Source organism: Streptomyces sp. NPDC002328 (assembly GCF_042890065.1).
In the GTDB taxonomy this organism is placed as follows: Bacteria; Actinomycetota; Actinomycetes; order Streptomycetales; family Streptomycetaceae; genus Streptomyces.
Genome location: NZ_JBIARQ010000005.1, coordinates 448,881 through 475,103, shown reverse-complemented (window position 1 = coordinate 475,103; position 26,223 = coordinate 448,881). Strand labels below are relative to the sequence as shown.

21 protein-coding genes and 1 pseudogene are annotated in these 26,223 nt (G+C 72.0%); 12 read left to right on the top strand and 10 right to left on the bottom strand.

The genetic code is table 11. The features are described 5' to 3' along the window. The first annotated feature begins 74 nt into the window (after positions 1-74). Both ACFYX4_RS17145 and ACFYX4_RS17140 read left to right on the top strand, forming a co-directional pair. Positions 75-1,673: a fibronectin type III domain-containing protein gene (locus ACFYX4_RS17145; protein WP_389332893.1), complete on the top strand. Its 1,599-nt coding sequence runs from the start codon at positions 75-77 to the stop codon at positions 1,671-1,673. After that, positions 1,670-2,151 (top strand): annotated as a pseudogene (locus tag ACFYX4_RS17140) (adenylyltransferase/cytidyltransferase family protein). Before ACFYX4_RS17145 ends, ACFYX4_RS17140 begins: the two are co-directional and overlap by 4 nt. Here ACFYX4_RS17140 and ACFYX4_RS17135 read toward each other — a convergent pair. Next, positions 2,108-2,809, bottom strand: a complete 702-nt coding sequence (locus ACFYX4_RS17135) for a CDP-alcohol phosphatidyltransferase family protein (RefSeq protein ID WP_389332890.1) — start codon at positions 2,807-2,809, stop codon at positions 2,108-2,110. The pseudogene ACFYX4_RS17140 and the gene ACFYX4_RS17135 overlap by 44 nt on opposite strands. A 61-nt stretch (positions 2,810-2,870) precedes the next feature. On the opposite strand from ACFYX4_RS17135, the gene ACFYX4_RS17130 reads away from it, so the two are divergent. Then, a complete protein-coding gene (locus tag ACFYX4_RS17130; protein ID WP_389332886.1) occupies positions 2,871-4,292 on the top strand; it encodes a glycosyl hydrolase family 28-related protein in 1,422 nt (473 codons plus the stop codon). On the opposite strand, the gene egtD is transcribed toward ACFYX4_RS17130, so the two are convergent. Genes egtD through egtA form a run of 4 tightly spaced genes read right to left on the bottom strand, consistent with a single transcriptional unit; the run spans position 4,276 to position 8,748 of the window. After that, the gene (egtD, locus tag ACFYX4_RS17125; RefSeq protein WP_389332883.1) at positions 4,276-5,238 is read right to left on the bottom strand and encodes an L-histidine N(alpha)-methyltransferase; all 963 of its coding nucleotides are present in this window, start codon (positions 5,236-5,238) and stop codon (positions 4,276-4,278) included. The two genes, ACFYX4_RS17130 and egtD, sit on opposite strands and share 17 nt — an antisense overlap. After that, complete coding sequence (gene egtC, locus ACFYX4_RS17120) at positions 5,235-6,023, bottom strand: ergothioneine biosynthesis protein EgtC (protein ID WP_389332880.1); 789 nt, start codon at positions 6,021-6,023, stop codon at positions 5,235-5,237. The genes egtD and egtC overlap by 4 nt, the downstream gene beginning before the upstream one ends. Beyond that, the gene (egtB, locus tag ACFYX4_RS17115; protein ID WP_389332877.1) at positions 6,023-7,447 is read right to left on the bottom strand and encodes an ergothioneine biosynthesis protein EgtB; all 1,425 of its coding nucleotides are present in this window, start codon (positions 7,445-7,447) and stop codon (positions 6,023-6,025) included. Before egtB ends, egtC begins: the two co-directional genes overlap by 1 nt. Next, positions 7,444-8,748: an ergothioneine biosynthesis glutamate--cysteine ligase EgtA gene (gene egtA, locus ACFYX4_RS17110; protein ID WP_389332874.1), complete on the bottom strand. Its 1,305-nt coding sequence runs from the start codon at positions 8,746-8,748 to the stop codon at positions 7,444-7,446. The genes egtB and egtA overlap by 4 nt, the downstream gene beginning before the upstream one ends. Before the next feature lie 330 nt (positions 8,749-9,078). Between egtA and ACFYX4_RS17105 the strand changes: the two genes are divergently transcribed. Beyond that, positions 9,079-10,194 carry a TIGR02452 family protein gene (locus ACFYX4_RS17105; RefSeq protein ID WP_389332871.1) on the top strand — a complete coding sequence of 372 codons (1,116 nt, stop codon included), beginning with the start codon at positions 9,079-9,081 and terminating at the stop codon, positions 10,192-10,194. Here ACFYX4_RS17105 and ACFYX4_RS17100 read toward each other — a convergent pair. The 4 genes from ACFYX4_RS17100 to ACFYX4_RS17085 all read right to left on the bottom strand — a co-directional run bounded on the left by ACFYX4_RS17100 (position 10,179) and on the right by ACFYX4_RS17085 (position 14,018). Continuing rightward, on the bottom strand, positions 10,179-10,625 hold the full coding sequence (locus ACFYX4_RS17100; RefSeq protein ID WP_389332868.1) for a type II toxin-antitoxin system PemK/MazF family toxin: 447 nt from the start codon (positions 10,623-10,625) through the stop codon (positions 10,179-10,181). The genes ACFYX4_RS17105 and ACFYX4_RS17100 overlap by 16 nt on opposite strands. A gap of 91 nt (positions 10,626-10,716) precedes the next feature. Further along, positions 10,717-12,207 (bottom strand): SPFH domain-containing protein, encoded by a 1,491-nt coding sequence (locus ACFYX4_RS17095; protein ID WP_389332865.1) that lies wholly within the window; start codon positions 12,205-12,207, stop codon positions 10,717-10,719. A gap of 109 nt (positions 12,208-12,316) precedes the next feature. Continuing rightward, on the bottom strand, positions 12,317-12,535 hold the full coding sequence (locus ACFYX4_RS17090) for a hypothetical protein (protein WP_389332862.1): 219 nt from the start codon (positions 12,533-12,535) through the stop codon (positions 12,317-12,319). 49 nt (positions 12,536-12,584) lie between these two features. After that, positions 12,585-14,018 carry an amidase gene (locus tag ACFYX4_RS17085; RefSeq protein ID WP_389332859.1) on the bottom strand — a complete coding sequence of 478 codons (1,434 nt, stop codon included), beginning with the start codon at positions 14,016-14,018 and terminating at the stop codon, positions 12,585-12,587. Between the two features lie 215 nt (positions 14,019-14,233). On the opposite strand from ACFYX4_RS17085, the gene ACFYX4_RS17080 reads away from it, so the two are divergent. After that, a complete protein-coding gene (locus ACFYX4_RS17080; RefSeq protein WP_389332856.1) occupies positions 14,234-15,622 on the top strand; it encodes a glycoside hydrolase family 43 protein in 1,389 nt (462 codons plus the stop codon). A 627-nt stretch (positions 15,623-16,249) separates the two neighbouring features. Beyond that, entirely contained in the window at positions 16,250-17,221 is a 972-nt protein-coding gene (locus ACFYX4_RS17075; protein WP_389332853.1) for a quinone oxidoreductase family protein, read from the top strand. A gap of 276 nt (positions 17,222-17,497) precedes the next feature. Here the strand turns inward: ACFYX4_RS17075 and ACFYX4_RS17070 are convergent, their stop codons facing one another. Next, positions 17,498-18,445: a methionyl-tRNA formyltransferase gene (locus ACFYX4_RS17070; RefSeq protein ID WP_389332850.1), complete on the bottom strand. Its 948-nt coding sequence runs from the start codon at positions 18,443-18,445 to the stop codon at positions 17,498-17,500. Positions 18,446-18,662: 217 nt separating this feature from the next. Between ACFYX4_RS17070 and ACFYX4_RS17065 the strand changes: the two genes are divergently transcribed. The 6 genes from ACFYX4_RS17065 (at position 18,663) to ACFYX4_RS17040 (ending at position 26,184) form a co-directional block, all read left to right on the top strand. Further along, positions 18,663-20,066, top strand: a complete 1,404-nt coding sequence (locus tag ACFYX4_RS17065; RefSeq protein ID WP_389332847.1) for a lysine N(6)-hydroxylase/L-ornithine N(5)-oxygenase family protein — start codon at positions 18,663-18,665, stop codon at positions 20,064-20,066. Between the two features lie 25 nt (positions 20,067-20,091). Further along, on the top strand, positions 20,092-21,150 hold the full coding sequence (locus ACFYX4_RS17060) for a FecCD family ABC transporter permease (RefSeq protein ID WP_389332844.1): 1,059 nt from the start codon (positions 20,092-20,094) through the stop codon (positions 21,148-21,150). 41 nt (positions 21,151-21,191) lie between these two features. Continuing rightward, positions 21,192-22,319: a FecCD family ABC transporter permease gene (locus ACFYX4_RS17055; protein WP_389333046.1), complete on the top strand. Its 1,128-nt coding sequence runs from the start codon at positions 21,192-21,194 to the stop codon at positions 22,317-22,319. Positions 22,320-22,347: 28 nt separating this feature from the next. Further along, positions 22,348-23,229 (top strand): ABC transporter ATP-binding protein, encoded by an 882-nt coding sequence (locus tag ACFYX4_RS17050; RefSeq protein ID WP_389332841.1) that lies wholly within the window; start codon positions 22,348-22,350, stop codon positions 23,227-23,229. 85 nt (positions 23,230-23,314) lie between these two features. After that, entirely contained in the window at positions 23,315-24,400 is a 1,086-nt protein-coding gene (locus tag ACFYX4_RS17045; protein WP_389332839.1) for an iron-siderophore ABC transporter substrate-binding protein, read from the top strand. Further along, positions 24,397-26,184 (top strand): ABC transporter ATP-binding protein, encoded by a 1,788-nt coding sequence (locus ACFYX4_RS17040; RefSeq protein ID WP_389332836.1) that lies wholly within the window; start codon positions 24,397-24,399, stop codon positions 26,182-26,184. Before ACFYX4_RS17045 ends, ACFYX4_RS17040 begins: the two co-directional genes overlap by 4 nt. The last annotated feature ends 39 nt before the right edge of the window (positions 26,185-26,223 follow it).

Below are 26,223 nucleotides of genomic sequence, written 5' to 3'. Positions count from 1 at the left end.
GTCGCACCGTCCGAACGAACCCAGCGGCGCCATTCCCCTCGTACCACTCACACCACTGCCATCCGGGGTTCGCCTTGCACCTGAGAAAGCTCCGTACGAAACCGGTCACCCGGGCTGCCGCCGTCACCGCCCTCGCGTGCACCACCGCCCTGCTGGACGCCTCCCTCGCCGTGGCCGCCGACGTCACGCCCCCGGTCTCCGCCGACGCGCTGGACACCTGGCAGACCAACGGCATCGTCTGGTCGATGGCCGCCGCGAACGGCGTCGTCTTCGTCGGCGGGACCTTCGACTCGGTCCGCCCGCCGGGCGCCGCGCCCGGCCAGGGCGAGGTGAGCCGCCGCAACTTCGCCGCGTTCGACTCCAGGACCGGCAAACTCCTGCCCTGCGCACCGGCGTTCACCGGCCTCGGCCGCACCGTGCGGGCCCTGAAGGTCTCGCCCGACAGCAAGGTGCTGTACGTGGGCGGCTCCTTCAACCGCGTCGGCTCCGCCACCGCCGCCAGCGCCGTGGCCTTCGACACGAAGAGCTGCACGCTGCGCAAGGACTTCCGGCCGACGGTGTCCGCCACCGTCCGCGCCATCGACGTCACCGACCGCACGGTCTACCTCGGCGGCGACTTCGGGCGCGTCGGCAGCCAGGTCAGGAACCGCGTCGCCGCCCTCACCACCAAGGGCGCGCTGCTGCCGTTCAAGGCGCAGATCGACCACCCGGTGCGCGCCCTGTCCGCCGCGACCTCGCACAACCGGGTCTTCGTCGGCGGCGACTTCGAGGTCGTCAACGGCCGGCCCGCCCGCTCGCTGGTCGCCCTGCACGCCACCAGCGGCCAGACGCTTCTCACCTACCCGGGCTGGTTCCCGCGCGAGTCGTCGGTGAAGGCGATCGCCCGCGACAAGACCCGCTTCTACGTGGGCGCCGAGGGCCACGGGCCGGGCATCTTCGACGGACGCATCGCCGGCCTCCTCGCCAACGGCACCATGGTCTGGAAGGACACCTGCCGGGGCGCGACCCAGGCCCTGGTGCCCTGGAAGGGCGTCCTGCTGAGCGCCTCGCACGCGCACGACTGCCACGAGACGCCGGGCGGCTTCCCCGAGCGCGGCGACCGCCAGCACCTGCTGGCCCAGTCGCTGAACGACCGGCACATCCTGCACTGGTTCCCCGACACCAACGACGGTCTGGGCGAGCAGGTCGGGCCCCGTGCCCTGGCGGTGTCGAAGGGCCACCTGTGGGTGGGCGGCGAGTTCACCCGGGTCAACGACGTGCCGCAGCAGGGCATCACCCGCTTCGGCCCGCGCGACATCGGTGCGCCCGCCGTCCCGGCCCTCACGGTGGCCGACACCGACCCCGGCCGGGTCACCCTCGCCTGGCGCGCCGCCTGGGACCGGGACGACGCCGCGCTGACGTACCGCGTCTACCGGGACGGCAAGCTCGTGGCCCGCAAGACCGAGTCGTCCACCTACTGGCACCGCCCGCAGCTGACCTACACCGACTCCGTGAACGACGGCGCCCGCCACCAGTACACGATCGAGGTGACGGACGGGACGAACACCTCGGCCAAGTCCCGCTCGGTGTCCGCGACCGCGCCGAGGACCGCGCAGCGGGCGGCGGGCGAACCGTCGCCGACCGCGCCGTCCGAGGCGGCCACCGCCGACCGGAAGACAGGGGAGACGCGATGACCCGCATCGGATTCGCGCCCGGCGTATACGACCTGTTCCACATCGGGCACCTCAACATCCTGCGGGAGGCGCGCCGGCACTGCGACCGCCTCGTCGCGGGGGTCACCTCCGACGACCTGACCGTGCGGCTGAAGGGCAAGGTCCCCGTCGTCCCGCTCGCCGAGCGGCTCGACATCGTCCGCAGCGTGCGCTACGTCGACGAGGTCGTCGTGGAGTCGGAGGTCGACAAGCTGATGACGTGGAAGCGGCTCGGCTTCCACGTCATCTTCAAGGGCGACGACTGGCAGGGGACGCCCAAGTGGGAGGAGTACGAGCGCCGTTTCGCCCAGGTCGGCGTCGAGGTCGTCTACTTCCCCTATACCGCGCACACCTCCAGCACCCTGCTGCGCGGAGCGCTGAAACTGCTCTCCGCGCACGAGCCGCCGACGATTCCCTCAGCGCAGCTCCCGGAACCACTTCACGAGAAAGGCGGCCATGAACACCACGTGGGCGAGCAGCAGCGCGCAGTACACCGCAAGGAAGACGTCCTGGCGTCCAAGGAGTAGGAACGCGAGGCAGGTCAGCCCGTAGTCGACCGGCAGCAGCAGCACGGAGCGCAGCGCCGGGGGCGATCCGGCCGGATCGCCCCCCGACGTACGCCACTTGAGCTTCTCCGTCAGGATCCCGGCGAAGAAGATCACCACGGCCGCGAGCTGGAAGAGCATCGGCGCCAGCAGGAAGGCCGGGCTGGGCAGGGTGAAGAAGCGGTAGAACGACACCAGCACCACCAGGTGCAGGGCGACGATCTTGACGCAGTCCAGGACATGGTCGAGCCATTCGCCCGACGGGCTCCCCGAGCGCTGCCCCCGCGCCAGCTGACCGTCCGCCGAGTCCAGGAAGAACCCCACCGCCAGGGCCGCCCCGACGCAGAGCGCCATCGTCGGCCCGGGCGGCACCAGGGCCACCGCGGCCAGCGCCGGGAAGGTGAACAGCGCGCTGAGGACGGTCAGTTGATTGGGCGTCGCCCCCACTCGGTAGGCCAGCGCGGCCAGGACCCGGCCGGCCGGACGGTTGACGAACAGGGTGTAGAGCGAGACCCCTTTCGCGGGCTTCTGTGCCGCCGACAGATGTCTGAGCGCCTCGGCAAACTCGGTCATTTATCTCCTTTAGCAAGAAATCGCTGGAAAGAAGGCAATTATGGCAGAACGGGGAGGCGGGATGTCCCCTGTCAGCCGTCGGCAGCTTCTGCGTGGCGGGGCGTCGGTCCTGGCCGCGACCGCCCTGACCGCCACGAGCGCCTCCGCCGCCGCCGCGCCGGGGCACCGCCCCGTGGCCCCGCCCGACGTCGTCGTCGGCGGCGGCGGGCGGGAGGTCTCCGCCACCGCCCGGCGGTCCCGGGTGATCAACGTCGCCGACCTCGGCGCGGTCGGCGACGGACGGACCGACGACAGCGGGGCGTTCATCGCCGCCTACACGCTGGCGGCCGCCCGGGTCACCCGCGGCGTCGGACGCACCGTGATCGAGATCCCCGCGGGCGAGTACCTCATCACCCGCCCGCACGCCCTGCTGAACGGCGTCCCGCCGCTGGGGCCGGCCAGCGGGCTGCGCTTCTCCGGAGCCGGCAAGCGGATGACCACCCTCGTCTTCCGCCCGGCCCAGGGGCCCGGCTCCTACCTGTGCCGCAACGAGGACATCTGGTCCAACGTCTCCTTCGAGCGCATGCAGTTCCGCTCGGCCACGCCGGGCGCCTCCTTCTTCGACTCGTACTCCACCGGCAAGGCGCAGGACTACCGCTTCTCGGAGTGCGAGTGGATGGGGGAGTGGGAGTACGGGATCGCCCTGTCCGGCACCAACACCAACTCCGAGATGCGGTGGGAGGCCTGCCGCGTCGGCGGCGGCTACCGCAAGGCGTTCCTCTACTCCGGCCTCACCCGGCGCGGCCAGGCGGACCCCAACGACCAGGACCAGTTCCTCAACTACTGGTTCACCGACATGAAGGTGGAGTACGAATGGGGGAACTTCCTGGAGTTCCCCTACGGCGGGTCGATCACCTGCCGGGGCGGCTCGTACATCATCACCGGTACCCGCCCCCAGAGCACCGAGGAGTACGGCACCACCAGCACGTTCTTCCGCTTCCCCGTCACCGGCCACCATGACTCGGTGCAGCGCTTCCACGCCCAGGACATCCGGTTCGAGGTGCGCAACCCCGATGTGCGGATCATCGACAGCGCGTGGCGCAGCGGCACCGTCCACTTCAGCGACTGCGACGACACCGGGATCGCCTTCAAGGACTTCTCCTCCGAAGTCCGCGCGCACCGCTACACGGTGGGGCCGCGAGGCCCGCTGGTCCGTTACGAGTCCTGCCAGTTGGCGGGCCGGCACGAGTACCGGACGAGCGAGGAGCAGGACTCGCTGCCGACGGTCGCCCGCTACGACATGTGCCTGCTCCGCAGCCACTCGCAGGACGAGTTCCTGGTCGCCGAAGGCCTGGAGCGGTCCGGGTTCGTCGACTTCGTCGACTGCCTGGACGTGGCCGGCGACGACGACCGGCTCGCTCCGTCGACGCCGAGAGGCCCGGGGCCCGCGACCGGATCGCAGGCCCCGGACGGTCAGCCGCCCTCGCTCAGCGCGCCACGCTGAGCGACAGCGCGAAGCGCCCTTCGCGGTCGGTCCACCAGTGGCTCAACTCCAGGCCGGCCGCGAGCAGTTCGGCCCGCACCCCGTCCTCCCGGAACTTCGCCGACACCTCCGTGCGCAGATCCTCGCCGGCCGCGAAGTCCACGGCCAGGTCCAGCGCGTGGATCTTCACGGTCTGCTCGGTGAGCGAGCGCAGCCGCATCTCGATCCACTCGTTCTCCGCGTCCCACAGCGCCACGTGCTCGAAGGCGCCGGGGTCGAAGTCGGCGCGCAGCTCGCGGTTGACGACGGCCAGGACGTTCTTGTCGAACGCGGCCGTCACCCCGGCCGCGTCGTCGTACGCCCGGACCAGCACCCCCTCGTCCTTCACCAGGTCGGTGCCGAGCAGCAGCGCGTCGCCCGGCGCCAGCAGCGAGCGGACCGAGGCCAGGAAGGCGGCCCGCTCGTCCGGGAGGAGGTTGCCGATGGTGCCGCCGAGGAACGCCAGCAGGCGCGGGCCGGGGGTGTCCGGCAGCGACAGCGGGGCGGTGAAGTCGGCGACGACGGCGTGGACTTCCAGGCCGGGCCGCTCGGCGGCCAACGCCTGTCCGGCCCCGGTGAGGGCGCTCTCGCTGACGTCGACGGGCACGTACGCCCGCAGATCCGTCAGCGCGTCGATCACATGGCGGGTCTTCTCCGAGGAGCCCGAGCCGAGTTCGACGAGCGTGCGCGCGGCGGTCGCGGCGGCGATCTCGCCGGCGCGGTCGACGAGGATCTCCCGCTCGGCGCGGGTCGGGTAGTACTCGGGCAACTCGGTGATCCGTTCGAAGAGTTCGCTGCCGTGCGCGTCGTAGAACCACTTCGGCGGGAGCGTCTTCGGGGTGCTGGTCAGGCCGTGGAGGACGTCGGCGCGCAGGGCGGCGTCCGTGGCGTCCTCGGGGAGGGTGCGGGTGATCTGGAACGGGCTCACGTGCCGGTCTCCTTGGATGGTGCGGTCGCGGCGTCCGCGCCCGGGTCCTTCAGCGGGGTGAGGAGGACCTCGGTGCGGGTCGCCGTGAGCAGGGTCCGGTCCGGGACCTCCTGCCAGCGCGGATCGTCGTCGTGGGGTTCGGAGGCGACGACCGTGCGGCCGGGCTCCGTCAGGTGCCAGAGGGTGTCGCCCCAGGCCGTCGCGGTGATCGTGTCGCCGTCGGTGAGCAGGAGGTTGAGGCGGGAGCCGGGCGCCGCCGCGGCGACCTCCTGCACGGTGTCGGCGAGCGCCTGGGCGCCGGTGTCCCCGGCGCGCAGCCGGGCGAGGACCAGCGCCCACACGAACGCCGAGTCGTTGCGGGCCTCCATCGACAGCACGTCCGCCGCCGGCAGGGTCCGCACGAGCCGCTCCAGGGAGCGCGGCCAGCCCTTGACCGCCCCGTTGTGGCTGAACAGCCAGGTCCCGGCGGCGAACGGGGCCGCGGCGGCCTCCGCGTCGGCCCCGGCCAGCGTCGCGTCCCGCACGGCGGCCAGCACCGCCCGGCTGCGCACCACGCGCGCCAGGTCGGCGAAGGACAGGTCCGCCCAGATGGGACCGGCCCGGCGGTAGCGCGCCGGCGCCGGATCGCCCTCGGCGTACCAACCCACGCCGAAACCATCGGCGTTGACCGTGCCGTACCGCTGTCGCCGGGGGGCCCAGGACTGCCGGTACAGGGCGTGCGGAGGGTCCACGAGAAGCCGGCCGAGCGGCTCCTCGTCGCCCACGAAGGCAAGGTGACGGCACATCAGACGGTCCCCGAGCGGGCCGTGCGGAAGCCGGCGAAGATCTGCCGCCGGATCGGGTAGTCCCAGTTGCGGAACGTGCCCCGGCAGGCCACCGGGTCCACCGCGAAGGAACCGCCGCGCAGCACCTTGTGCTCGGGGCCGAAGAACACCTCCGAGTACTCCTTGTACGGGAACGCCCGGAAGCCCGGGTACGGCTGGAAGTCGCTCGCCGTCCACTCCCATACGTCGCCGATCAACTGCCGTACCCCGAGCGGCGATTCTCCCTCCGGGTAGCTGCCGGCCGGGGCGGGGCGCAGATGGCGCTGGCCCAGGTTGGCGTGCTCGGGCGTGGGATCGGCGTCGCCCCACGGGTAGCGCCTGGAGCCGCCCGTCATCGGGTCGTGGCGGGCGGCCTTCTCCCACTCGGCCTCAGTGGGCAGCCGGCGTCCGGCCCAGCGGGCGTAGGCGTCGGCCTCGTACCAGCACACGTGCAGCACCGGCTCGTCCGGCGGGACGACCTCGGTGACGCCGAAGCGGCGGCGCAGCCACTGCCTGCCGTCACGGCGCCAGTACAGCGGGGCCCGGACGGAGTGGGCGCGTATGTGGGACCAGCCCTGAGGCGTCCACCAGCGTTCGTCGTCGTAGCCGCCGTCCTCGATGAACGCCTGGTAGGCGGCGTTCGTCACCGGGGTGGTGTCGATGTGGAACGGGGCCACCTCCCGTTCGTGCGCGGGCTGTTCGTTGTCCAGCGCCCATGGCTCGCCCGAGGTGCCCATCATGAACGGGCCGCCGGGGACGAGGACTTCGGCCGGGCCGGTGAACAGCGGGGCCGGGTCCGGGTCGGGCGCGGTCAGCGCCGGCGGGCCGGTGCGCAGCTGATGGGTGATCAGCATCGTCTCGTCGTGCTGCTGTTCGTGCTGGGCGATCATCCCGAAGGCGAAGCCCGCCTCGGTCAGCCGCGTGCCGTGGAAGTCGGCGGACTCCAGCACGTCCAGGGCCCGGCCGCGCACCTCCGCCGCGTACGCGCGGGCCTCGGCGGGCGGCAGCAGCGGCAGCGAGGGCCGTTCGGAGCGCGGGTGCTCGAACGCGTCGTACAGGCCGTCGATCTCCGGGCGCATCGCGTCCCGGCCGGCCACCGCGCGCAGCAGCCACAGCTCCTCCTGGTTGCCGATGTGGGCGAGGTCCCACACCAGCGGGGACATCAGCGGGGAGTGCTGCGCGGTGAGGTCGGGCTCCTCGACGCAGCTCGTCAGGAGCGTGGTGCGCTCGCGGGCGGCGATGAGGGAGCCGAGCGCCCGCTCACGCAGCGCCTCGGCGTCGGCGGGCTCGGGGGATCCGGCCGCGGGGGACGCGGGCGCGGGGGACCCGGGCGCGGGGGACCCGGGCGCGGGGGAGTCGGGCGCGGCGGGCCGGGAGGCGGAGGACCGGGAGACAGGGGCGGTCATGCGGGGGTGTCCTTCCCGTGCGCGCGGCCCGTGCCACGCAGTCGGTCGAGCTGGTCGTCGGCGGGACAGCGGCCCCGCAGGACGAGGCGGTCCAGGTGCGCGGCGACGGCGTCCAGGACGGCGTCCGACGCGCCGAGCCGGGGCAGCGCCTCCAGGGCCGTCGTGAAGCAGGCGACGGCGGCCTCCCGCAGCTCGGGGTCGGCCAACCCGTCCCGGGCCGCGTCGGTCCACAGCGGGTTGTGCGGGGCGGGCAGGGACAGCGCCCGCTCCTCCAGCGGCTTCACCACGCGGTAGGCGCTCTCGGCGGCCTCCAGGTCGTCGAACAGGGCCGTCGTCACCGCCACCGGCACGATCCAGCCGTCCTCGCCCGGCTGGGCGTCGATCATGCGCAGTTCCAGGTGCCCGCGCGGCCGGACCGGCGGGAACAGTGTGGACAGGTGGTAGTCGAGGTCCGCCCGGGTGGGCGTCCCCGTCCGCGTCCACTCGCGGAACGTCAGTCCGTGGGGCACCTCCCAGGGGCCGTCGTCGCGGCGGACGCACATGACCGGGGCGTCCAGGACGCGCCGGGACCACGCGGCGCGCGGTTCGGCGTGCGGGGCGGGCGCGCCCGCCCGGCCCGGACCGATCCGCGTCCACAGCAGCTGCCGGGTGGAGCGCCAGCCGGTGGGCGAGCCGCACAGCAGCGGGGAGTTGGCGAATGCGGCGACCAGGACCGCGCCCAGTGTGTGGGCCAGCCGCCAGCGCCGTCCGTGTCCCAGCGGGCCGGGTTCTTCGTGGCCGGCGTCCAGACAGACCTGGACGGAGGCCGAGGTGCACATCATGGCCCGGCCGGCCGGGCCCGCGCGGTCGAGGTGGGCCTCCATCGCGTCGTAGCGGGGTTCGTGCAGGAACCGGCGGGGCGGGTGCCAGGGGTCGGTGCCGAGTCCGGCGAGGGCCAGTCCCTCCCGGTCCAGGACCGCGCGGACGGCTGCCAGGTCGGCGCGGAGGGTGTCGACGCACTCCATGAGGGAGGCGGCGGGCGGCGAGCTGAGCTCCAGCTGACCGCCGGGTTCGACGGTGAGCGCCGAGCTCAGGGGCAGGGGCCGCAGTGCGGCGTAGGCCGCTTGGAGTCGATCGGGTGCCACGGGGAGCCGTGGCTCCCGCCCGTCGTGGACGAGCCATTCCAGCTCGGCCCCGACCGTGCGGGGCGGTCCGGTCTTGAAGCAGATGCCCCTGACGAGGGCCTCCACCTCGGCTTCGGTGAGGGATGTACGGGGCTTCGTACAGTCGCCCACCGAAGCGGCGCTTGATATGTCGGACATGTCGGGATCCTCCTGAGATTCCACCATGCCACCGGTCCGGCGTCGGTGGGGCCCGACCGGCATCACTCCGTCCCACCCAAGACCCTCGGGCTCATTCGCACAAGGGTGCAAAGCGGCGCATCGGGGACTCGGAATCTCTCCTTCCGGGCAGTTTCCGGGGCGTTCCCGGTCTGTTGTCGAGCTGTGGTCGAGGTGTTCTCCTGCCCGGAAAACTCGGTTGCACCGCCCGTCAAGCATCGCTGACGATGCGTGCATGAGCACGACGGGGGAGACGGGCGGGGCGGGGACGACCGCGCGGTACGCGGCTGTGGCGTCCACGGGGGTGGCGCCATGAGCGCGCGGCTGCGCGGTATCGCGCGGGACACGGAGGCCATCGTCGCGGCGGGCTCCTACCGCGCGTCCGACGGGCGCGAGGTGTCCCTCGCGGCGGCCGTCGAGGCGGCGCGGGCCGGGACCCGGATGACGGGCCCGGACCCTGTTCCCGTCCCGTCGACCGAGGGGGCTCCGCCGGTCGGGCGGGGCGTTGGGCAGGGCGTCGGGCACCGGGTCGGGCCGTCCGTCGGGCAGGGCGTTGAGCCGTCCGTAGAGCCGCAGGTCGGGCACCGGGGCGAGCCGTCCGTCGGGCAGCGCGTCGAGCCGTCCGTCGAGCAGGGCGTCGGGCAGCGCGTCGAGTCGCCCGTCGGGCAGGGCGTCGGGCGGCGCGTCGAGTCGCCCGTCGGGCAGGGCGTCGGGCACTGGGTCGAGTCGCCCGTCGGGCAGGGCGTCGGGCGGCGCGTCCAGTCGTCCGTAGAGCCGCACGTCGGGCCGTGTCTCGAGGTCACCGGTGAGAGCAGTCTGGAGGCCGCCCGCCGTCTGGCGCACGCCCCCGTCGCCGTCCTCAACTTCGCCTCCGCCCGGAACCCCGGCGGCGGCTACCTCAACGGCGCCCAGGCCCAGGAGGAGGCCCTGTGCCGCGCCTCCGCGCTGTACGCCTGTCTGCTGGAGGCCCGGGGGTTCTACGACCACCACCGGGCACACCGGGACCCGTTCTACTCCGATCGGGTGATCCACTCACCGGCGGTGCCCGTCTTCCGCGACGACCGGGGCCGCCTGCTGGACGAGCCCTGGACCGCCGGCTTCCTCACCGCCGCCGCACCGAACGCCGGGGTGGTGCTGCGCACCGCGCCGGAGCGGGCGGCCGAACTGCCGCGCGCCCTCGCCGTCCGCGCGGAACGCGTCCTGGAGACGGCCGCGGCGCACGGCTACCGCCGGCTGGTCCTCGGCGCCTGGGGCTGCGGGGTGTTCCGCAACGACCCCGCGCAGGTCGCGGGCGCGTTCCGGACGCTGCTGGGCCCCGGCGGACGCTTCGAGCGGACCTTCCAGCACGTGGTGTTCGGGGTGCTGGACCGCACCCCCGGACAGACGGTGCTGGGCGCTTTCCGGCGCGCGTTTCAGGTCCAGCCGTAGCGCTCGTGCAGGCGGTGGCGGACCAGGTTGAAGCGCATACGGTCGAGCGCGCAGGCCTCACGGCGCATACCGTCCTCGTGCAGCCGCAGGACGCGCTCCACGGCCACCCACGACTCCCGCCCGGACCGGTCCCACGGCCCGCTCCCGATCGGCACCCACTCCCGGTCGCCGTCATGCCGCTTGCTGGACAGCTGCACGGCGAGGAAGGTCCCGGCCGCCTCGCGGGCGACGACCAGCACCGGGCGGTCCTTGCCCCGCCCGTCGTTCTCCTCGTACGGCACCCACGTCCAGACGATCTCGCCGGGATCGGGGTCGCCGTCGTGCGCGGGGGAGTACTCGGTGCGCACACGGCCGACCTCGCGGGGGTCGGCCTCGACGGTGGCGGAGACGCCGAAGCGCCCGGGAACGTTCTCATCGGTAGACGCGGTCACGGGGGCACCCTAGACGGTCGTCGAGGCCGCCCCCGTAGTGCGTCGCGTTCGGCCGAGCCGCCCTGGGGTCACAGGGCGCCCGCGTGCTGCGTCAACTCCCGTCCACCGGCACCTTCCGCGCGGCCGGCGCGGGCGGCGGCGCCGGGACCCCGTTGAGGGGGCCGCCCTGCGCGGCCGTCCCGGTCTGGTTCATGGACGCCAGCAGCTGACGCGCCAGCCCCAGTCCGGTCCCGCCCATCGTCAGCGCCTTGGCGAACAACTCGGCCATGCCGTCGGCCCCGTTGAGCAGCACCATGTTGTCGACGTTGCCGAAGGCGGACGCGCCCGCGCGCACGATCTCCGGCCAGTTCTCGGCGAGTTGCTGGGCGACGACGGCCTCCTGGTTCTCTGCGAGGGCGGCGGCCCGCGCCTTGATGGCCTCCGCCTCCGCGAGGCCCTTGGCCTTGGTCGCCTCGGCGGCCGCGAGGCCCTTGGCCTGGGCGGCGGCCGCCTCGGCCTCGCCGGTGGCCCGGGTCGCCGAGGCCGTGGCCGCACCCCGGGTCTTCGTCGCCTCGGCCTCCGCGCCCGCCGCCGCCTTGACCCGCGTCGCCTCCGCCGCCGCCGCGAGCTCCGTCTCCTTCGCCTTGGCCTGCGCCGCCGAGATCCGGGCGTCGCGCTCGGCCTCGGCCAGGGTGCGCTTCTCGTACGCCTGCGCGTCCGCGGGCTTGCGGACGTCCGCCTGGAGCTGCTGTTCGCGCCGGTGCGCCTCCAGTTCGGCGACCCGCGTCTCCTGGACGACGACCTCCTGGCGCGCGCCCGCCTCGGCGAGAGGCCCCGCCTGCCGGGCCGACGCCGCCGCCTTGTCCCGCTCGGCCTGGTAGCCGGCCTGGAGGATCTCGCTGTCCCGGGTGGCCTCCGCCATCCGCGCGAACGACGCCTGCTCGGCCTCCGTGGCGAGCCGGTTGGCCTCCGCCTGCGCGATGCGCGCGTCCCGCTGCACGGCCGCCGCGTGCGGCATCGCCAGGTTCTGGATGTAGCCGGTCGGGTCCTCGATCTCGTGGATCTGGAGCGAGTCCACGATCAGCCCCAGCTTCTCCATCTCGGTGCCGCACGCGGCACGGGTCTGCCCGGTGAGCTTCTCCCGGTCGCGGATCATGTCCTCGACCGTCAACCCGCCCACGATGGACCGCAGATGACCGGCGAAGACGTTGTGCACCCGCTCCGACATCAGCTTCTGCTGGTCCAGGAAGCGCCGAGCGGCGTTGGCGATCGACACGAAGTCGTCGCCCACCTTGAAGATGACCACGCCCCGCACCTTGAGCGGGATGCCCTGGTGGGTCACGCAGTCCACGTGCAGCTCCGTCTCGTTGAGGTCGAGCGAGAGCTTGCGCACCACCTGCACGCCGGGCAGCACCAACGTGCCCCGGCCGGTGACGATACGGAAGCCCATGCCCTCCTCCAGGCCCTCCGTACGGTGGGTGGAGCCGGAGATGACGAGTGCCTCGTTGGGTTCCGCGACCCGCCACATCATCTTGAACAGACCGATCAGCACGAGGACGGCGACAACCGCCGCCCCCGCCACGACGCCGACGACCATCGGCATTCGCCCCCTTTGCATGGCGCCCTTTCGGCACCGAACGAAGGGAGTGTGCGCCTGCGCGAGCCCGTTATGAAGCCGCTGACGGATCCTTGTCGCAGTCTTGACGATCGGCTCAACCGTCGTACGCCTCCGTGACGTAGACCGTCCTCGGCGGCAGGTACTCCACGATCATCACCACGGTGCCGGGCGCGATCCGGCCGGTCCCGTGCGCCGGGTGGGCCAGGAAGTGCTCCGCGCCGCCGCGCACCCGGACGATCACCTCGCCCACCAGCCCCGGCCCGACCGTCCCGGTGACCCGCCCCATCAGCCCGACCATCGACGCATCGCCCATACCGCCAGCGTACGGGCGGAACGCGGTCATCCGGCCGTGGAGTTCACGATCACCCGGCCGTGGCGTTCACGACCGGCTCCGGCTCCGGATGCGGCGGCCACAGCTCGTGCCAGCGCAGCTCCGTCTCCAACTGGGCGGCGAGCGACAGCAGCAGCGGCTCGCTGTTCGCCGGCCCGAGAAGCTGCGCCCCGACCGGCAGCCCGCCGGGCGTGAAGCCCGCCGGCACGTTGACGCCGGGCCAGCCCAGCACGTTCCACGGCCACGCGTACGGGCAGGCGGCGATCATGGCGCGGTCGGTGGCGAAGCCGCTCAGCTGCGCCATGGCCCCGATCCGGGGCGGCGGCGCGGCCGTCGTCGGCGCGAGGACGACGTCGTACGTCGTGAAGAACCCGCCGATACGGCGGTGCAGGACCGCCTCCGCGCGCCGGGCCGCCCGCAGCGGCGCGCCGCCGAGGAGCCGGCCCAGCCGGGCCGCGCCGTGGGTGCGCCGGTCGAGCAGCGCGGGGAAGGGCGAGTCGGTGACGAACTCGGCGATTCCCGCGGTGGCCCGCGGCACGAACGCCAGCCCGATCTGTCCGTACGGCGGGTCGGCCTCCTCGACCGTGTGCCCCAACCCCGCCAGTTTCTCCGCGAGTTCGAGGATCCGGGCGCGGATCTCGGGGCGCAGCCGGGCCGGCACGGCGGTGAACGGCGGCTTCAGCGCGAGCGCGACGCGCAGCCGGCCGGGGTCGCGGCCCACCGCGGCGAAGGCGTCGACGGCGGGCGGCCGGTGCGGGTCGTGCGCGTGGTTGCCGCTCGCCGCGTCCAGGAGCAGGGCGGCGTCGGCCACGGTCCGGGCCAGCGTGCCGTTGACGGTGATGCCCTGGAAGGACTCGCCGCGCGGCCAGGTCGAGATACGGCCCCGCTGCGGCTTGACGCCGACGAGATGGGTCCAGGAGGCCGGGATGCGCACCGATCCGGCCCCGTCCGAGCCGAGCGCGGCCGGCACCAGGCCCGCCGCCACCGCGGCGGCCGAACCGCCGGAGGAGCCGCCCGGGGTGTGCTCGGTGCTCCACGGGTTGCGGGTCGCGCCGAAGGCAGGGCCCTCGGTGAACGGCCACTGTCCGAGCTCGCAGGTGTTGGTCTTGCCGACGATCACCGCGCCGGCCGCGCGCAGCCGCCGTACCGCCTCGCCGTCCTCGGCGACCACCGGGTGCTCGCCCTGGCAGCCGAACGCCGTCGGCTCGCCCGCCACGTCCATGTCGTCCTTGACGGCGAGGGGCACCCCGAGCAGGGGCTTGCGCACTCCCTCCGCCAACTCCCGGTCGGCGGCCTCGGCTTCGGCGAGCGCGGCCTTGGCGCGGACGACGCGGAACGCGTTCAGGGTGCCCTGGGTCGCCTCGATCCGGGCCAGCGTCTGCTCGACCAGCGTGCGGGAAGACACCTCGCCGTCCGCCAGCGCACGGGCAGTGTCGATCAGGCCTGCGGAACGGTCGAGCGTCATTGCGGGACACCTCCGGGAGCGCGTTGTCTACCGAACGGTAACGTCTGACGGGCGGTAGGGGGAGCGTCCCACGCGGTATTGACGGGCCATGGTCCCGCCCCTACTTTCTGACCGACTTTCCGAACTCTGTTCGGCATGTCGACCCCTCGGGCCCCTGAACCCCGGACGCCCGAATCCCCCCTCCGACCCCACGCAGTCGTCGGGAGAGCCGCACCATGACCTCACGTCCCCCCACCCCGTCCCGCCGCGCCCTGCTGCGCGCCACGGCCGCCCTGCCCCTTTCGGCGCTCGTCCTCGGCGAGTCGCCCGGTCTGCTCGGCACGGCCCTCGCCGCCGCCCCGCCCAGCGGCTCGGCCACCCGCTACACGATCGTGCCCTTCCTCGACAGCGACGACGGCACCGTCGACGTCTACCAGTCCGACGACGCCACCGACTTCCGGCTCGCGAAGGCCTCCGCCTACACCCCGCCGAGCAACCGCATCCGCGACACGAGCGTCCTCAAGCACACCGACGGCTACTACTACCTCACCTACACCACCCACACCTGGCAGGACGTCAGCACCACCATCGGCTTCGCCCGCAGCGCCGACCGGCTCAACTGGACGTTCCTGTACGACCACCCGGTCCCGATCGCGAACCTGTCCCGCGCCTGGGCGCCGGAGTGGTTCGTCGACGCCGACGGCAGTGTCAACGTCATCGTGTCCTGCTCGACCGCCGACAACGAGTGGATCTTCACGCCGTATCTGCTGAGAGCCGCCGACTCCACGCTCACCGCCTGGAGTTCACCGGTCGCCCTGTCCGGCATCGGCGCGAACCACATCGACACCTTCATCGTGCGGCTCGGCTCGACCTACCACGCCTTCACCAAGAACGAGACGACCAAGTACATCGAGTACGGCACCGCGTCCCGCCTCACCGGCCCGTACACGATCTCCCGCACCGGAGACTGGGCGGGCTGGGGCAGCTACCGGGAGGGACCGGCCCTCGTCCAGCTCGACAACGGCGCCTGGCGCCTCTTCTTCGACGGCTACGGCGACGGCTCCTACTACTACAGCGACAGCTACGACACCTTCGCCACCTGGAGCGCGCCGAGGGCCCTGCCCGTCGTCTCCGGAACGGCACGCCACTTCACCGTCGTCAAGGAGACGGTGACCGGCGGGGTGAGCGTCACGAAGAACGTCACCCGCTCCCTCCGGTCGGCCAACTACCCCACCCGCTACTGGCGGACGCAGTCCTCGCTGGTCGACCTCCCGGTGGTGACCGGCTCCAGCGCGACCGCCGTCAAGCAGGCGGCCACCTTCACCGTCGTGCCCGGCCTCGCCGACCCGGGCGGCTGCTCGTTCCGCGACGCGGCCGGCAACTACCTGCGCCACTACTCCTTCCGCGCCCGCCTCGATCCCCAGGACGGCAGCTCGACGTTCGCCCGGGACGCCACGTTCATCGCCCGCACCGGCACGGCGAGCGGCTCGGCGCGCTTCGAGTCGTACAACTACCCGGGCCACTACCTGCGCCACTACGACTACCAACTCCGGCTCGAGCGGGCGGACGGCACGGACCTCTGCCGGCAGGACAGTTCGTTCCTGCCGGTGACGCCTTGGGTCTGACCTGCACCCTAGCTGACCCGTCAGACCCTTGGCGCGCGGCGAAAAAGAAGATCAGCCACCGCAGTTCAGTGTCTCCACGGAGCAGAACTTGACTTCGGGGTAGTGGGGTGACGGCTGGTCCAGCAGCCCCAGCACACCGCCGTCCCTCTACGGCACCAACGCCCGTCTTGGTCGCCCCGTGCACGGCCCTCATGCCTGGCAGCGGACGGTCAGGCGTCAGGGTCGACTTCGGGGTGTGTGAACCGCACGGGCTTGCCCAGCGACCGGGCACAGGCGATTTCGGCTCGGGTGCTGTCTCCGGTGTGGTCGCCGACCAAAGCGCCTAAGTTCGCGATTTCTGAGGCGCCGGCACCACGAACTTGGCTCTGGCGGCCGGGATCCTCGGCTGTGCACGGCTCGGTTCCGACTGATTCGGTGTCGAAGTGCATGACGTTTTCGGTGCCCGGTGAGCCGATCCGTGGTCAGCCGACTTCAGGTACCGCGCCAGGCGGAGCAGGCTCCTCCGCGGTGACACGCCGGACCTCCTTCGACAGGCCCACCGAACCTCCCGAGCTGGCACACCGCGAGCGGAAATAGGATCGCCACCAGTGGAGTTGGTGAGGGAAGTCTGCCGTTTCAGGAGGGGTCATGCGAGCGATTCAGGTGTCCGAAGTGGGCGGTCCCGAGGTGCTGCGACTGGTCGATATCGATCAACCGACGCCGGGCCCGGGCCAAGCGGTCGTGGAGGTCGCCGCGTCCGGCGTCAACTTCCTCGACGTATACCACCGCCAGGGCCGGTACACTCTCCCGCTGCCCTTCACCCCGGGCACTGAGGGCGCGGGCACGGTCCTCGAGGTGGGACCCGGCGTCACCCACGTCGCTGTGGGAGACCGGGTCGGCTGGGTGGAGATTCCCGGCACCTATGCCGAGCAGGCCGTCGTGGACTCCTCCCGGCTCGTGCCCCTGCCCGACGGCGTCGACTTCGAGGCCGCCGCCGCCGTGCTGTTGCAGGGCATGACGGCGCACTACCTCGTCAAAGACGCCTACCCGGTCCAGCCAGGCGACACGGTGCTCGTGCACGCTGCTGCCGGCGGCATGGGACTTCTGCTGACTCAGCTCATCACCCATCTCGGCGGCAGAGTGATCGGCACGACCTCGACACCGGAGAAGGCCCAGCTGGCGCGGCGCGCCGGGGCCGCCGAGGTGATCCTCTACTCAACAGTGGACGATCTCGCGGCCGAGGTGAAGCGGCTCCATAGCGGCCAAGGCCTGCCTGTCGTCTTCGACGGCGTTGGCAGGGACACCTTCGATGCGAGCCTCGCCAGCCTGCGAACCCGCGGCCACCTGGTGCTCTTCGGCGCCGCGAGTGGTGCAGTGCCGCCCTTCGACCCCATCCGGCTCGCCCAGGGCGGTTCGCTGACCCTGATCCGGCCAAGCCTCGGGCACTTCATCGCCGATCGGTCCGAGCTGCTCCGACGCGCCGCCGACGTGCTTGAATTGGTGCGCACCAAGGCGCTTGAGACCACCGTGACGGCCCGCTACCCGCTCGCCGAGGTCGCCCAGGCTCACCGCGATCTGGAGGCTCGGCGTACCACCGGCAAGCTACTCGTCATCCCGTAGGCACGGGGTATGGAACGCAGCCGGTAGCGGATTTCCCCAGGGAGACGCCAACCGCACCAACATCGGCTCCGAACCAGACGGGCCGGCACGACGGTCACGGCGGATCGTCACATACAGCTCAACCTTGGACACGGATACCCGCATGCGGGCTCCCAGCGGGACAGCACACCGATGGAGGCTTGGCAGTCGATCCGCACCGACACAGATCGCGCGACGAAGACCGTCTTCGAGCTTGGCCACGTGCTGGTGCGGCTCACCGAGCCACCGGCGGGTGGCTTAGGGCCGGTCGGTGAGGTAGCCGCCCATGGAGGTGAAGTAGTCGGTCGCGGCCAACTCCCTGCCCTCCTCGGTGCGGACGCGGGTGATGGCCAGGCCGTGGTTGCGGCCGGTGCGGGCGTCCGCCCCGGCGACGATCACCACGCCGTCTCCCTCGCGGTAGAAGACGCGGCCCGGGGTGCCGCCGTAGCGGCCCTCGGACACCACGGCGGCGAGGACCTCCAGCCGCCTGCCCCGGTGGTGGGTGAAGGCGCTCGGGTACGGGGCGGACTGGGCGCGCACCAGGCGCGCGAGGTCCTCCGCCGGCCAGTTCCAGTCGATGCGGCTGTCCTCGATGGACCGCTTGTGGAAGAAGGACGCCTGGGAGCGGTCCTGTCGGGTGAACTCCGTCTGCCCGGAGGCGATGAGGCCGAGCGCGCCGACGGTGACCGGGGCGATCAGGTCGACCGTCTTGTGGAAGAGGTCGGTGGCGGTGTCCGTGGGTCCGACCGGCACCGCCTCCTGGCGGACGATGTCACCCGCGTCGAGCTCGTCGTTCATCATGTGCGCGGTGACGCCCACTTCGGGCTCCCCGTTGATCAGCGCCCAGATCAGCGGGGAGAAGCCGGCGTACTTCGGCAGCAGCGAGTCGTGCACGTTCAGCGTGCCGTGCCGGGGGAGCCCGAAGATGCGCGGCGGGATCCAGGTCCGCCAGTTGTTGGCCACGATGACGTCCGGGTCGGCGTCCTTGAGACGCTCGAACAACTCGTCGTCGTCGGGCCGGTTGCGGATGAGGACCGGGACGCCGTGCTCCTCCGCGAGGTCGGCGACGGAGTCGCTCCAGATCTTCTCGTACGCGTGCTCGCTCTTGGGATGTGTCACCACCAGCACCACGTCGTGCTCGGAGTCCAGGAGGGCTTGCAGGGTGCGATGCCCCCAGGTCTGGTAGCCGAACATGACGACCCGCATGGGCTTCCTCCTCAACGGCGGGGACTGATCCGAAGTAAGTAAAGCAAGCCTTACCTTAGCTTTCAACGGGCCCTCGATGGGCAGTAGTTGCCCTATCGACAGCCTCGCAAGATTAGCTTAGGCTCACCTAAGTTCGCGGTTGTGCCGCTCCGTCGGCATGCCCACCTCGCGTTTTCCCCCACGCCCGACAGGCGACTGCCCGCACGATGGGAGAGACATGTCGCAGGTTCTACCTGGTGACGCTTCACCGGTCCTTGACCTCATCGGAATCGGCTTCGGGCCGTCCAATGTGGCGATGGCGATCGCACTCGGCGAGCACAACCGGCGCGCCGACCGGCAAGAGACGGTCACCGCCCACTTCTTCGAGCAGCAGCCCCGCTTCGGCTGGCACCGCGGCATGCTGATCGACGACGCCACCATGCAGGTCTCCTTCCTCAAGGACCTGGTGACGCTGCGGAACCCGACCAGCGAGTTCAGCTTCCTCTGCTACCTCCAGAGCAAGGGCCGGCTGATCGACTTCATCAACCACAAGAACCTCTTCCCGCTCCGGGTGGAGTTCCATGAGTACTTCGAGTGGGCCGCGGCCAAGGTCGAGCACATGGTCTCCTACGGCCATGAGGTCGTCGGCGTAGCGCCCGCCGTCCGCGAAGGAGTCGTCGACCACCTGGAAGTGACGGTCCGTTCGGGCGAGGGGCTCGCGGTCCACCGGGCCCGCAACCTCGTCGTCGGCACCGGACTGCGTCCCCTCATGCCGGAAGGCGTCGAGCGTGGCGACCGGGTCTGGCACAACTCCGAACTGCTGGCGAGAGTCGGGGAGTTGGAAAGCGGGGTGGGGGCGGCGGGCGCGCCAGGCGTACAGGGCGCCGAAGACGCGCGAGGCCCGTCCCGGTTCATCGTCGTGGGCGCCGGCCAGAGCGCCGCCGAGAACGTCGCCTACCTGCACCGCCGTTTCCCCGCCGCCGAGGTCTGCGCGGTCTTCTCCCGCTACGGCTACAGCCCCGCCGACGACAGCGGTTTCGCCAACCGCATCTTCGATCCCGCCGCGGTCGACGAGTACTTCGCCGCGCCCGAGAGCGTGAAGCGCCGGCTGATGGACTACCACGGCAACACCAACTACTCCGTGGTGGACATCGATCTGATCGACGACCTGTACCGGCAGATGTACCAGGAGAAGGTCCTCGGCGCCGAGCGGCTGCGCTTCCTCAACGTCTCCCGGCTCACCGACGTCAAGGAGACGCCGGACAAGGTCCGTGCCACCGTGACCTCCCTGGTCACCGGCGAGGAGACCCTCCTGGACGCGGACGTCGTCGTCTTCGCCACCGGCTACAGCCCCGCCGACCCGCTCGGCATCCTCGGGGAGGTCGCGGACCGCTGCCTCCGCGACGACCTGGGCCGCGTCCGCGTCGAGCGCGACTACCGCATCGTGACCGATCCGGACCTGCGCTGCGGCATCTATCTCCAGGGAGGCACCGAGCACACGCACGGCATCACCTCGTCGCTGCTGTCCAACACCGCGATCAGGGTCGGCGAGATCCTGGACTCGCTCCTCGACCGGGGCGTCAAGTCCGCCTCCGGCGAGGCCCGGACGCTCGCCGACGGAACCGGAAGCACCGCCCGCTGATCACCGAGGGATAACGTACGTCGACATGGGCACGACTGGAGTGGAGCGCCCCGCCTCGGGGGGCACGACAACGGCTCGTCGTCGACGAGTCGTGGGTCTGGGCACGTTGGTGGTGATCCTCGTGGCCGCGGGTGCGGTGTCGTTGGCTGTCGGTGCGCGCGCGTTGAGTCCCGCCGAGGTGTGGCACGGGCTCTTCGCGGCGCCCGACCCCGACCGGCGGCTCACCGAGATCCGGCTCATCGTGCAGACCGTGCGGGTGCCCCGGACGGTGCTCGCGATCGTGGCGGGCGTCGCCCTGGGCGTCGGCGGTGCGCTGATCCAGGGCCACACCCGCAACCCGATCGCCGACACGGGCCTGCTGGGGGTGAACTCCGGGGCCTCGTTCGCCGTGGTGACGGCGATCTCCCTGTTCGGCTTCGACAACCCGTTCCAGTACGTATGGTTCGGCTTCCTCGGGGCGGCGCTCGCCGGGGTCGTCGTGTTCGGGCTGTCGAGCATCGGCAGGGGGGCCGGCAACCCGCTGACCCTCGCACTGGCCGGGCAGGGCGTCACGGTGTTCCTCGCGGCGGTGACCACGGCGATCGCCCTGTCGGACCAGGCCGCGCTGAACGCGCTGCGGTTCTGGAACGCGGGCTCGGTGGCCGGCGTCGGATTCGACGTCATCTGGCCGGTGGCCGGGTTCATCGCGCTCGGCCTGGTGCTGGCCCTGACCACGCTGCCCGCCGTCAACCTGCTCAACCTGGGGGACGACGTGGCGCGGGGGCTCGGCGTGAACATCGCGCTGAGCCGGACCGTCGGCATCGTCGCCATCACCCTGCTGGCGGGCGCGGCGACCGCGGCGTGCGGCCCCATCGCCTTCCTCGGGCTCATGGTGGCCCACGTCGCCCGGTACCTGACCGGGCCGGACTACCGCTGGCTGGTGCCGTACGCGGGTCTGCTCGGCGCGGTCGTCCTGCTGGTCTGCGACATCGTCGGGCGCATGGTGGTGCGGCCGGGCGAGCTGGACGCGGGCGTCGTCGTCGCCCTGCTCGGCGCCCCGTTCTTCGCGGCCCTGGTGTGGCTCGGAAAGTTCAGGAACGCGTGAACAGGGCCGAGACGAACGGGATCGAGACGAACGGGACCGGGATGAAGGGGACCGAGGCGACCGGGACGCAGACGAACGGGACCGGGGCCGGGACCAAGGCGACCGAGGCGACCGGGGCCGAGGCGAGGCCGTCGTTGGCGCCGGGCGTGCGGCTCGGCCGGGTGTCGTTCGTGTGGCGGCCCTGGGCGGCCTGCGTCACGCTGCTGCTGGCCGCGGCGGTCTTCCTGGTGTTCTGCCTGTCCATCGGCGTCGGGGACTTCCCCATCGGCCTGCCCCAGGTGATCGCCACCATCGTCGGCCGGGGCGAGCAGGTCGACGAGTTCGTGATCATGGACCTGCGGATGCCACGCGCCCTGGCCGGCCTCGTCGTGGGGGTCGCGCTCGGGGTCTCCGGGGCGATCACGCAGTCCATCGCGCGCAACCCGCTGGCCAGCCCCGACATCCTCGGGATCACCGGGGGCGCCGGCGCGGTCGCGGTGTTCCTGGTGACGGCGTCGGGCGGGGCCGCGTCGGCGATCGCGGACACGGTGGGCCTGTCCGCGGCGGCGCTCGCGGGCGGCCTCGGCACGGGGCTGCTGGTGTACTTCCTGGCCTGGCGGCGCGGCGTCGACGGCTTCCGGCTCATCCTCATCGGCATCGCGGTGAGCGCCGTGATGGAGGCGATCATCACCTGGCTGCTGGTCAACGCCGACATCAGGGACGTGGCCCGCTCCCAGGCCTGGCTGGTCGGCTCGTTGGACGGCCGCTCGTGGGGCGAGGTCCGGGTGGCGATGTGGTGCACGCTCGTCCTGCTCGTCGTCGTGTCCTGCGTCGCCTTCCAGTTCAAGCCGATGCACTTCGGCGACGAGGTCGCCGCCGGTCTGGGCGTGCGGTACGCGACGGTGCGGGCGGTCATGCTGCTGTGCGCGGTGCTGCTGGCCGGCACGGCGGTGAGCGCGGCGGGCCCGGTCCTGTTCGTCGCGCTGGTGGCGCCGCAGGCGGCGATGCGTCTGGTGAGATGTCCGACGCCGCCGCTGACGGCCTCCGGCCTGGTCGGGGCGCTGGTGCTGATCGGCGCGGACCTGGTGGCGCGCACGGCGCTGCCGGTCACGCTCCCGGTCGGCGTGGTCACCGCCGTGATCGGCGGCCCCTTCCTGGTCCACCTGCTGGTGCGGGCCAACCGCAGGTAGTCGACAGTCAGTTGATACAACGTCGGATATGCGTGAACGAGGGGGAGCCGTGGCCGCTGAGGGCAGCACCGGGAGAGGGGCGGGAGTCGGGGAGGACGTCCCACGGCTGGCGGCCAGGGGTGTCAGCGTCGGCTACGGCTCGCGGACCGTCCTCGACGATCTCGACGTGACGGTCCCGCCCGGGGTGATCACCACGATCATCGGCCCCAACGGCTGTGGGAAGTCCACCCTGTTGCGGACCCTGTCGCGGCTCCTCAAGCCGACCAGGGGGACGGTCGTGCTGGACGGCGACGACATCGCCAGGCTCAGGACCCGGGACGTGGCGAAGAAGCTCGGCCTGCTGCCGCAGGCGCCGGTCGCGCCGGACGGGCTGACGGTGGCCGACCTGGTCGCCAGGGGCCGTCATCCGCACCAGAGCTGGCTGCGGCAGTGGTCGTCGGACGACGCGGCCGTGGTGGAGCGCGCGCTCGCCATGACCGGGGTGGCCGACCTCGCCGACCGCCCGGTGGACGCGCTGTCCGGCGGACAGCGCCAGCGCGTCTGGATCTCGATGACGCTGGCCCAGGGCACCGATCTGCTGCTCCTCGACGAGCCGACCACCTACCTGGACCTGGCGCACGCAGTCGACGTGCTCGACCTGGTGGACGATCTGCACGAGTCGGGATGCACCGTCGTCATGGTGCTGCACGACCTCAACCTGGCCACGCGCTACAGCGACAACGTCATCGTGATGCGGGCGGGGTCGATCCTGGCGCAGGGGCACCCACGAGACGTGATCACCGCCGAGCTGCTGCGCGAGGCGTTCGGGCTGCGCGCCGAGGTGATCGACGACCCGGTGGGCGACCGGCCGCTCATCGTGCCGATCGGTCGCACACACGTCCAGGTCAACTACCGTGAAAACAGAAGTTAGGCTAGGCTAACCTCACTTTTGTGGGTAGGGTTTGCGTGCCCTCAGAGCGGGCGCAGGGGACAGTGCGAGAGCAAAGGGATTGCGGATGCTCCTCCATCGAACGACCCTCATGAAGCCCCGGCGGCGGTGCGCGGCGGCCTTGTCGGCCGTGGCCCTCGGCGCGGGACTCCTGGCGGGATGCGGCTCCGGCTCGGCGGACGACAAGGGCGCGTCGAGCGGAAAGGGGGCCTCGGGCGGCGGCGCCTCGGCCTCCGCCGCCACGGGCGCCTTCCCGGTCACCGTGGAGCACGCCTTCGGGTCCACGACGGTCGACAAGGCTCCGCAGCGGGTCGTCTCCGTCGGCTACACCGACGACCAGACCATCCTCGCGTTCGGCATCAAGCCGGTCGGCATGACCGACCAGTACCCGAACCCCGCGGGGCAGAGCCCCGACATCAACACCCAGTGGCCCTGGGTGAAGGACAAGTGGGGCGACGCCAAGCCCGAGGTCATCATGAAGAACGGCGACTCCGGTCCCAACTTCGAGAAGATCGCCGCTCTTCGGCCGGACCTGATCATCGCGGTCTACTCCGAGCTCGACCAGGCCGGCTACGACAAGCTCTCCAAGATCGCCCCCACGGTGGGCCGTACCAAGGCCGAGAAGGAGCCGTTCAGCGCTTCCTGGCAGGACAACGCGCTGCACATCGCCAAGGCGCTCGGCAAGGCCGAGGAGGGCGAGAAGATGGTGGCGGACGTCCAGGGCCGACTCGACGCGGCCAAGAAGGCGCACCCCGCCTTCGCGAACGAGACCGCCGTCGCGCTGTCCTGGTACGAGAACTCGGTGGCGCCGTTCACCTCCACCGACGTCCGCGGACGGCTGGTGTCGGGCATCGGCTTCACGTATCAGACGGAGATCGACAAGGTCGCCGGCGGCAGCTTCTACACCAAGCTCTCCCCGGAGCGCGTCGACCTGGTCGACGTCGACCGCATCTTCGTCATCAACGACAAGGCGGACACCGAGGCGTTGAAGAAGTTCGAGCTGTTCACCAACCTCGACGCGGTGAAGAAGGGCAAGGTGTCGTACCTGCTGGACAGCGAGGGGCCGGCGGTCGGCGCGGCCATCTCCCAGGGCACCCTGCTGTCCATGCCGTACGCGATCGACGAGCTCGTCAAGTCGGCCGAGCAGGGGTGAGCGCGACCGACACGCGTGTCGCCCCGGCGGTCCTGCGCACGGCGACCGGACGAGAGGGCGCCCGATGGGTCACGGCCCACTGCCGTGAGACGCCGTGGCTGACGACGGCCACCGTCCTCACCACGGTGGCCGGAGCCGCGCTCCAGGTGCTCCCGGTGCTCCTGCTCGGCCGTGTGGTCGACGGGGTCGTCGAGGGCGAGGACCGCTCGGTCCTGGTCACGATCGGGGTGTTGATCGGGGCCGCCGCGCTGCTCGGCGCGGCGGCCACCGCGGTGTCGACCTACCTCATCGGCAGGCTGGGCGCGGACCTGCTCGCCCGGCTGCGGGAAGGCGCCGTACGGGCGGTGCTCGGGATGCCGAGCGCACGGATCGAAGAGGTGGGCCGGGGCGATGTGCTCTCCCGGGTCGGCGACGACGTGGCCGTGCTGTCCAAGGGCATCCGCACGGCCATCCCCACGGTGTTCTCGGCGGGCGTGCTGGTCCTCATCGCCACGGTCGGCATGTTCGGCCTGGACTGGCGGCTCGGCCTCGCCGGCGCCGGCGCGCTGCCCGCGTACGCGCTCGCCCTGCGCTGGTATCTGCCCCGGTCCGCCCCGCTCTACCGGCGGCAGCGGGCGGCCCAGGCCGACCGCGCGCAGGCCCTGATCAGCGGGCTCGACGGGATCGACACGGTCCGGGCGTACCGGCTGGAGGCGGCGTTCCGGGAGAAGGTCACCGGCGAGTCGTGGCGGGTGCGCGAGCTGGGCATCGAGGTGTTCCGGTTCTTCGGCCGGTTCGTCGGCCGGGAGAACCGCGCCGAGTTCATCGGGCTGGTGCTGATCCTCGTGGTGGGGTACGCCCTGCTGGAGGGCGGCGCCGCCAGTCTGGGCGAGGTGTCGGCGGCCCCGCTGATGTTCCACCGGCTGTTCACCCCGCTCGGGGCGATCATGTTCACCTTCGACGAGGCGCAGAAGTCGGGCGCGAGCCTGACCCGGCTCGTCGGGGTGCTGGGGGAGGGCGCGCAGGAGCGCCTGGTGGGCGACGCGTCCGTCACGCCGGCGGCCGCCGGCGCGTACCCGGTGACGGTGAAGGGGCTGACGTTCAGCTATGCCGGGACCGACGAGCCGGTCCTGCGGGACGTGGACCTGACGATCCCGGCCGGCGGCTCGCTCGCGCTCGTGGGCGCGACGGGCACGGGCAAGTCGACCCTGGCCGCGCTGATCGCGGGCATAGGGACCCCCGGGTCCGGGTCGGTGCGCATCGGGTCGACCGATCTCGCGGGTCTGGACGAGGCCGGGGCGCGGGCCCTGGTGAGCATCCTGACGCAGGAGACCCATGTCTTCTCCGGCCCGCTCGCCGACGATCTGCGGCTGGCCGCGCCGGAGGCGACCGACGACGAACTGATGGACGCGTTGCGCACGGTCGGCGCCGACGGATGGGTCCAGACGCTGCCCGACGGCCTGAGGACCGCAGTCGGCGAGGGCGGGGAGCGGCTGGACGTCACCAAGGTCGCCCAGATCGCCCTGGCGCGGCTGGTGTTGGCGGGTTCGCCGGTGGTGGTGCTCGACGAGTCGACCGCCGAGGCGGGCAGCGAGGGCGCCGCCGAGCTGGAGCGGGCCGTGCTGGCCGCCTGTGCGGGACGGACCACGCTGTTCGTGGCGCACCGGCTCACCCAGGCGATGGCCGCCGACCGGATCGCCGTGCTGGACGCGGGACGTGTGGTGGAGCAGGGCACGCACGAGGAGTTGGTGGCTCTGGGCGGCCGGTACGCGCGCCTGTGGCGGGCTTGGCGAGAGGGTAGTTAGGTAAACCTTACTTAGGTTAGGCTAACTTTCAGACCGTGG